This window comes from Actinacidiphila rubida (assembly GCF_900110255.1).
Taxonomy (GTDB): Bacteria; Actinomycetota; Actinomycetes; order Streptomycetales; family Streptomycetaceae; genus Actinacidiphila; species Actinacidiphila rubida.
This window is the reverse complement of the sequence record NZ_FODD01000013.1, coordinates 185,128-191,933: the sequence shown is the minus strand read 5'-3', so window position 1 is coordinate 191,933 and position 6,806 is coordinate 185,128. Positions and strand designations below refer to the sequence as shown.

7 protein-coding genes are annotated in these 6,806 nt (G+C 74.7%); 3 read left to right on the top strand and 4 right to left on the bottom strand.

Translation table 11 applies throughout. From position 1 onward, the window contains the following. Positions 1-244 precede the first annotated feature (244 nt). On the bottom strand, positions 245-1,276 hold the full coding sequence (locus BMW99_RS15250) for an N-acetylglucosamine kinase (RefSeq protein ID WP_075016958.1): 1,032 nt from the start codon (positions 1,274-1,276) through the stop codon (positions 245-247). Between the two features lie 197 nt (positions 1,277-1,473). Here BMW99_RS15250 and BMW99_RS15245 point away from each other — a divergent pair, with 197 nt between their 5' ends. Together BMW99_RS15245 and murQ are read left to right on the top strand one after the other, a co-directional pair. Then, a complete protein-coding gene (locus tag BMW99_RS15245; RefSeq protein ID WP_075016957.1) occupies positions 1,474-2,418 on the top strand; it encodes a MurR/RpiR family transcriptional regulator in 945 nt (314 codons plus the stop codon). A 39-nt stretch (positions 2,419-2,457) separates the two neighbouring features. Then, the gene (gene murQ / locus BMW99_RS15240) at positions 2,458-3,396 is read left to right on the top strand and encodes an N-acetylmuramic acid 6-phosphate etherase (RefSeq protein ID WP_245791468.1); all 939 of its coding nucleotides are present in this window, start codon (positions 2,458-2,460) and stop codon (positions 3,394-3,396) included. A gap of 49 nt (positions 3,397-3,445) precedes the next feature. Here the strand turns inward: murQ and BMW99_RS15235 are convergent, their stop codons facing one another. The 3 genes from BMW99_RS15235 to BMW99_RS15225 are packed head-to-tail and all read right to left on the bottom strand — an operon-like array spanning position 3,446 to position 5,795. Further along, on the bottom strand, positions 3,446-3,838 hold the full coding sequence (locus BMW99_RS15235) for a RidA family protein (RefSeq protein WP_069462939.1): 393 nt from the start codon (positions 3,836-3,838) through the stop codon (positions 3,446-3,448). Further along, positions 3,835-4,962: a mandelate racemase/muconate lactonizing enzyme family protein gene (locus tag BMW99_RS15230; RefSeq protein ID WP_069462938.1), complete on the bottom strand. Its 1,128-nt coding sequence runs from the start codon at positions 4,960-4,962 to the stop codon at positions 3,835-3,837. Before BMW99_RS15230 ends, BMW99_RS15235 begins: the two co-directional genes overlap by 4 nt. Before the next feature lie 53 nt (positions 4,963-5,015). Further along, the gene (locus BMW99_RS15225; protein ID WP_069462937.1) at positions 5,016-5,795 is read right to left on the bottom strand and encodes a creatininase family protein; all 780 of its coding nucleotides are present in this window, start codon (positions 5,793-5,795) and stop codon (positions 5,016-5,018) included. A gap of 41 nt (positions 5,796-5,836) precedes the next feature. On the opposite strand from BMW99_RS15225, the gene BMW99_RS15220 reads away from it, so the two are divergent. After that, positions 5,837-6,796 (top strand): ROK family protein, encoded by a 960-nt coding sequence (locus BMW99_RS15220; RefSeq protein WP_079138311.1) that lies wholly within the window; start codon positions 5,837-5,839, stop codon positions 6,794-6,796. The last annotated feature ends 10 nt before the right edge of the window (positions 6,797-6,806 follow it).

Here is a 6,806-nt window from a genome sequence, read left to right as displayed (position 1 = left end):
CGAGAACGAGACCGTCCACCAGGGCATGTGGCCCTCGCCGACGAAGTAGTCCTTCGCCGACTTCTGGCGTCCGGACAGGCGGAGGCCGATCCATGCGATGGCGACGAGATAGACGGCGATCACCACGAGGTCGAGTTGACGCACGCTCACTCCTTACAACTGGCCGGTGGTGCCACCGGGGACGATGGGGTACAGATGGGGCCGCCGGCCGGGATGACCCGGCCTGAGCGGTGCGGCCCCGGCCTCATGGCGACGCCGACGGGGCGAGCGCCCGGCCGGCGCGGTCGGTACCGCCGGGCCGGTCGGCCCGGTCGGCACGGACGATGAAGGGTTCGTGGCGGGCGCAGTCGCCGAGGGCCAGCCGCCGCGCCCCGTCGAGCGGGTCGCCCAGCGCCGGACGGATCTCCAGCGGCGGCGCGGACCGCGCCAGCAGGTCGTGCAGGGGGCGGGTCAGGGGCGCGCCCAGGTGGGTCAGGCCGCCGGTGAGGGCGACCGGCACGGCCCTGCCGTCGCCGGCCGTGCCGGTCACGGCTCGCGCGGCCGCGACGACCGCCTCGGCGAGGGCTGCGGCGGCCTCCCGCAGGACGGCTGATGCGACCGGGTCGCCCTCCGCGGCCGCTCCGGCGACGGAGGGCGCGAAGGAGGCCGCGGCGCGTGCGGGGTTGCTGGTTCCGCCGACGGCGTTCGGCAGTTGGTCCAGCGGGCCGAGGAGCGCGGCGGCGGCCCGGGTGAGGGCGGTCGCGGGGCCGCGGCCGTCGTGGGCGCGCAGTGCGGCCCGCAGACCCGCGCGGCCGATCCACGCGCCGCTGCCCTCGTCGCCGAGCCAGGGGCCCCAGCCGTCGACGCGGGCGAAGGCCCCGCCGTCGCCGAGCCCGATCGCGACGGCACCGGTGCCGGCCGCGAGGACGACGCCGGCCGCCCCGTCGAGCGCCCCCGCGTGCGCGGTCACCGCGTCGCTGGCGACCGCGGCCCGGTCGGTGGGCAGCTCCTCCAGGAGCAGGCCGGCGAGTTCGCGGGCGGCGTCCGGCGCGGCGGCGGCACCGGCCGCGCCCACGCACACCGCGGCGAGCCGTTCCCCGGCGAGCCGGGGCAGCAGCGGGCCGGCGGCGGCGAGCACCGACGCCAGGGCGGCCGCGACGCCGCCCGACTCGGCCAGGCCCGGCGCCCCGGGCGCCTCGCCCGCGGCCACCGGACCGCCGGCGCCGCCGGCCGCGCCGGCCCAGAGCTGGGCGCGACAGCCGGTCTTGCCGAGGTCCACGGCCAGTACCACCGACATGTCCCCTGCCCTTCCCTTGACGTTCCGGACTGCGACAGGCGTGCCCTGACCTGTGGTTGGACGCGTCGTTGCAGTCGAGTGAGTATTGGAACAACATCCTCCGGATGTCAATAAGTAACTTCGACTCACTTCGCAGGTAACTTTTTGCCACCGGGGTCCTGGGAGACTACGCTGACGCCACCCACCCAGGAGGAGCCATGGCCGGCCAGGTCTCACGCCGCACACCGGCGGAGTCGTCGCACGACCCCGCCGCTGTCGACGTCCTCAAGCGCATCCGCACCGCGCTCCCCGACCTGGCACCCTCCGAACGCCGCGTGGCCGACGCCGTGCTGGCCGACCCCGCGCAGGCCGCGGGCCTGGCCATCAGCGCGCTGGCGGAGCGCGCCACCACCTCCGCGGCCACCGTCCTGCGCTTCTGCCGCGCGGTGGGCCTGACCCACTACCCGCAGCTGCGACTGGCCCTGGCCGCCGCGGCGGCGCACGAGAACGCGCTCGGCACCGACCGGCCCGCGCTCGGCACCGACATAAGCGCCGACGACCTGCTGGAAGACGTCGTCCGCAAGATCATCTACAACGAGGTCCGGGCACTCGAGGAGTCCTGCGCCGGCATCGACGTCACCGAGCTGGGCCGCGCCGTGGACGCCGTCGCCGGCGCCCGCAGGATCGACATCTTCGGCGTCGGCGCCAGCGCCTTCGTCGGCCAGGACCTCCAGCAGAAGCTGCACCGCATCGGCCTGATCGCGTTCATCTGGACCGACGTGCACGCGGCGCTCACCGCCGCCGCGCTGCTGGGCCCCGGCGACGTGGCCGTGGCGATCTCCCACTCCGGCGAGACCGCCGACGCCGTCGAACCCCTGGAGGCGGCCGCCGAACTGGGCGCCACCACCGTCGCCCTCACCAACTACCCGCGGTCCTCCCTGGCGGCCGCCGCCGACATCGTGCTGACCACCTGCGCCCGGGAGACACCCTTCCGGTCCGGCGCGACCGTCAGCCGCATCGCCCAGCTCGCCATCGTGGACTGCCTGTTCGTGGGAGTCGCACAGCGCTCCTTCGACGTCACGGCCGCCGCGCTGCAGCGCACCTACGGCGCGGTGCAACGGCGCAAGCGCCCGGCGGCCCGCCGCACCCAAGCCGGCGGCTGACCGCCGCACCCGCACCACCCCGAAAGGAACGACCGTCCCGTGGAACTCAACACGGACCGCAGCGCGGACCTCAGCACGCTGGGCACCCTCGGCACCGAGACCCGCAACGAGCACACCGCCGACCTCGACGGCATGCCGGTGGCGGACCTGCTCACCGCCATGAACGACGAGGACCAGACCGTCGCCCTCGCCGTGCGCCGGGCCCTGCCCCGGATCGCCGAGGCCGTGGAGGCCATCGAGGCCGCACTGCGGCAGGGCGGCCGGCTGATCTACCTCGGCGCGGGCACCAGCGGCCGGATCGGCCTGCTCGACGCCGTCGAGTGCCCGCCGACCTTCGGCACCGACCCGCAGCAGGTCATGGGCCTGCTCGCGGGCGGCCCCGGCGCGTTCATCACCGCCGTCGAGGGCGCCGAGGACGACCCGGAGCGCGCGGTCGCCGACGTCGCGGCCGCCGGGCTCTCCTCCGCCGACGTCCTCGTCGGCCTGGCCGCCAGCGGCCGGACCCCCTACGTCGTGGGCGGACTGCGGTACGCGCGTGAGATCGGCGCCACCACCGTCTCGATCGCCTGCAACGCCGGCGCCGAGATCAGCCGGCACGCCGGCATCGCCATCGAGGTCGTCACCGGCCCCGAGGTGCTCACGGGCTCCACCCGGCTCAAGGCCGGCACCGCGGAGAAGCTGGTGTGCAACATGCTCTCCACCGCCACCATGGTCCGGCTCGGCAAGGTCTACGGGAACCTCATGGTCGACGTGCGCGCCACCAACGCCAAGCTCGTCGACCGGGCCCGCCGCATCGTCGTCCAGGCGACCGGCGCGAGCGACGCGGACGCCGAGCGCGCCCTCTCCGCCGCGGACGGCCACGCCAAGACCGCGATCGTCATGCTGCTGGCGGGCCTGACCCGCGAGGAGGCGGCCGAGGCGCTGCTGCGCGGCGACGGCGGCATCCGCTCCGCGCTGGGCAGCGGCACCGCGCACTGACCCGCCGCCCGCCCGCACCCGGCTCACCGGGCGCGGGCGGACCCGTTCGTCAGCCGGGAACGACGGCCACGACATCGATCTCCACCAGGATGTCCATCAGATCCGAACCGACGGTGGTGCGCACCGGGTACGGCGCGGTGAAGAACTCCCGGTAGACCGCGTCGTAGGCCGCGAAGTCGCGTCGCAGGTGCTGGAGGTGGGCCGTCACCTTGACCACGTCGGCCGTCGTCAGCCCACGCGCCGCCAGCACCGCCCGCACGTTGCGCAGGACCTGCGCGGTCTGCTCCTCCACCGTCTCCGGTACCGCCCCCGTCACCGGGTCCTGCGGGCCGAACCCCGCCGTGAAGAGCAGTCCCGCCGCGACGACGCCCTGGCTGTACGCCCCGGCGGGGCTCGGCGCGTCGCCGGTCCGCACCGCCTGCTTGCCGTGTCCGCCGCTCACCGCGTCAGGTCCCCCTCGCGCTCGTTGACCGCGGCGAAGTGCCGCAGCTTGTCCTCGTCCACGGTGACGCCCAGGCCGGGACCCTCCGGGACGCGCAGCCGCCCGTTCTCCAGGTGCAGCGGCTCGATGATGTCGTCGGCGTGCAGGTAGTACATGCTGTCGATGGCCCGCGACAGGACCGGCGTGCTGGCGACGACGGCCAGGTGCGCCGCGGTCGCGATGCCCAGCTCGCCGCCGCTGTGCAGGTTCATGCCGAGGCCGAACGTCTCGCAGTGCGCGGCGAGGGCCTTGGTGGCCGCGATGCCGCCCCACTTGTAGACGTCGCCGTGGATGACGTCCACGGCGTTCAGCCGCATCGCCGGAGCGAACTCCTCGAACCTGACGACGCACATGTTGGTGCACAGCGGGATCCGGACCTTCGCCTTCACCTGGCTCATGCCCTCGATGCCGGAGCACGGGTCCTCGAGGTACTCCAGGTCCAGCTCCTCCAGCGCGATGCCGGCCCGCACCGAGTCCGGCACCGACCAGGCCGCGTTGGGGTCGACCCGCAGGTTCACGTCCGGCAGGGCCGCGCGCAGCGCCCGCAGGATCGCCACGTCCCCCTGGACGTCCTTGGTGCCCTTGAGCTTCACGGCGCTGAAGCCGCCCTCCTCGACGACCCGCACGGCGTGCTCGGCCAGCGCCCCGGCCAGCGAGCTCCCGCTCGCGCCGGGGGCGTCCGCGCGCGTGACCAGGGCCGTGATCGGGACCTCGTCGCGCACCCTGCCGCCCAGCAGGTCCGTGACCGGCTGCTGCGTGGCCTTGCCCATCGCGTCCCAGCACGCCACGTCGATCGCGGCGAGCGCCGCGTATCCCAGGTAGCCGTGGAAGAACGGCAGCATGTGCTGCTTGCGGTGGAAGCTCTCCAGCGCGAACGGGCTGGTGCCGATCAGGTCCTTGCGCAGCGACTCGACGATCGCGGCGACCGGGCGGCCCCACATGGTCTCGCCCCAGCCCTCGACGCCGCTGTCGGTGCGGATGCGCACCACCGTGCGGGTCTCTCCCGTCTTCGTCTCGAAGGAGCTGGTGAACGGATTGACCAGCGGGAGGTTGACGACCCACACGTCGACATCGACGATCTTCATACTTCTTCTCTCCAACTCGGTGGTGACGGGCTCGGTGGTGACGGGGTTCGCGGTCAGCGGGTGGCCGCGTCGAACGCCCGGATCGCGCGGGCCAGCCCGAGGGCTCGCGCGTCCAGCAGCCGGTGGCCGTCCGCCGCGTCCGCGGACGAGGCGTCGTCGGTCGATCCGCCGACCCGGGCCCACTCGCCGTGGCGCTCCACGGTCAGGCCCGGATACGGCGGGTGGTCGAACAGCGGCGGCGGTTCGATCGGGGCGCGGGCCGGGACCGGCGTCCGGACGAGGTCCGGGTGCGCCGCCAGCATCAGCGACGTCTCGAACCAGCCGGCGTGGCCCGGAGTGACCTCGGGGCGCCCCCCGTCGTCCTCCCCGGACGTGACCGTCCAGTACGAGCAGGCCGCGACGGTGACGTCCGCGCGCAGCGCGAACCGCTTGACGGCCAGCCGCATGATCTCGTCGTTCCCGCCGTGGCCGTTGACGACCATGATCCGGCGGTAGCCGGACGTGGCGAGCGAGTCCAGGACGTCGTCGAGGACCGCCCCCAGCGTGGCGGCGCTCAGCGACACCGCCGCCGCGAAGAGGTGGTGCGGGCTGTGCCCGAAGGGCAGCGCGGGCAGGCGCACCAGTTCGGTGGCCGCGGCCCCCTGGCCGCCGTCCGCCCTCTCCATCAGGGCCACGGCGCGGTCGAGGACCGCCTCCGCGAGCAGGGTGTCGGTGCCCATCGGCAGATGGGCGGCGTGCTGCTCCTGGGACCCGATGGGGAGCAGGGCGATGCCCCGTTCCCCGGCCGCGCGCACCTCCCGCCACGTGGACTCGGTCAGATTCCAATGGATCACAGCGCTACCTTCCTCAAACCCGGTCGTGGCAGAGTCGAGCCATGACCGACGAACGTTTCCCCCTGCGACTGGTGCCCGCGCTCGAACCGGAACCGGTGGCGCCGCGCGCCGGGCGCAGGCTGGGGGCGGTCGAACTGGTACCCGGCCGGGTCAGGGCCGCGGTGCTGGACATGTCCGGCGCGGTGCTCGAACGCACCGAGACCGCGTACGACGCGGCCACCGCGCTGCCCGCCGACCTCGACGCGGCGCTCGCCCGCGCCGCCGAGGTGTTCGCGGGCGTCCGGCCGCAGGGCATCGGTGTGGCCGCGGCCGGTCTCGTCGACCCCGACGCGGGACTGATCACCGAGGTCAACGATGTGCCGGCGCTGCACGGCTACCCGGTGGCGGAGCGGCTCGGGGCCCTGACCGGCGTGCCGGTCAGGGTCGAGCACCACGCCCGGCTCCAGGTGCTCGGCGACCGCTGGTTCGGGCCCGGACGCGGCCGGCGCACCTTCGCGTCGGTGTCGACCGGCGAGGTGCTGGGCGTCGGCATCCTGTACGCCGGCCAGGTGCTCGCCCCGCCCGGCGGCCGCAGCGGCGCCCATATGACCGTCTCGGCCAGCGGGGAGCGCTGCACCTGCGGCAGCCGCGGCTGCTGGAAGACCGTCGCCACCACGCGCTGGCTCCAGTCCAGGGCGCGGGCGGCCGGCCTCGGCGACGCGGTGTCGCTCGGCGCGCTGGTGGCGCGCCAGGACGGGACCGCGCGGCAGGTGCTGGCCGAGTACGCGGAGAACGTCGCGCTGGGTCTGGTCAACATCCAGCAGCTGTTCGCGCCCGGCCTGTTCGTGCTGCACGGTGAGGCCCGCGAGGGCGGCGAGCGGTTCCGCGGGCTGATCGAGGAGCGGCTGCGCTCCGACGTGGTCTGGGAAGGCGCCGAGCTGCCGCGGGTCGTGGTGAGCACCGCGGACGTCGACGACGTCGCCCTGCTCGGCGGCGCGGGAATGGTGCTCTCCCAGGTGTAGGGGGCGCGCC

Excerpts from the sequence above, each read along its gene's own strand:
- BMW99_RS15250 (WP_075016958.1), bottom strand. The coding sequence starts at position 1,276 with ATGTCGGTGGTACTGGCCGTGGACCTCGGCAAGACCGGCTGTCGCGCC.
- BMW99_RS15245 (WP_075016957.1), top strand. The coding sequence starts at position 1,474 with ATGGCCGGCCAGGTCTCACGCCGCACACCGGCGGAGTCGTCGCACGAC.
- BMW99_RS15230 (WP_069462938.1), bottom strand. The coding sequence starts at position 4,962 with ATGAAGATCGTCGATGTCGACGTGTGGGTCGTCAACCTCCCGCTGGTC.
- BMW99_RS15220 (WP_079138311.1), top strand. The coding sequence starts at position 5,837 with ATGACCGACGAACGTTTCCCCCTGCGACTGGTGCCCGCGCTCGAACCG.